1 protein-coding gene is annotated in these 344 nt (G+C 58.7%); it reads right to left on the bottom strand.

Annotation, left to right across the window (positions count from 1 at the left end):
- On the bottom strand, window positions 1-182 hold a 182-nt coding region (locus tag SB659_RS19210), incomplete at its 3' end, for a hypothetical protein (protein ID WP_410551544.1).
- Window positions 183-344: the final 162 nt, after the last annotated feature.

Here is a 344-nt window from a genome sequence, read left to right as displayed (position 1 = left end):
GCCGACATCGCCAATGTCAGCTCGACGCCGTCCAACGTGACTGACTTCTTTAACGCCGTGGGGAGACGGGCCTGTATCTCTTGCAGGATACCCTTCGCGCGCACTGCCGACCCGAGGGTCGCCGATGTAGGGAGCGTCCATCCCTTGATTAGTTCTACGTCATTCTTATCTTGCTTGGGCATGACGCACAGATGGTGTAGGCCAGGTGCCTCGTCAATGTAGGGTTTGCAGGGTCTCGCTGCCAGCCACAAATTCTCGCTGCCTTGAACCGCATCGCTGACGGAGATGGCCGCGCCGTTCAACACCGTTGCGTAGACGCGACGACACCGACCTCTCTTTCTCAC

Source organism: Arthrobacter sp. SIMBA_036 (genome assembly GCF_046535135.1).
Lineage (GTDB): Bacteria > Actinomycetota > Actinomycetes > Actinomycetales > Micrococcaceae > Arthrobacter.
Note: the sequence above shows the minus strand (reverse complement) of the source record. Positions and strands in the feature narration are given on the sequence as shown.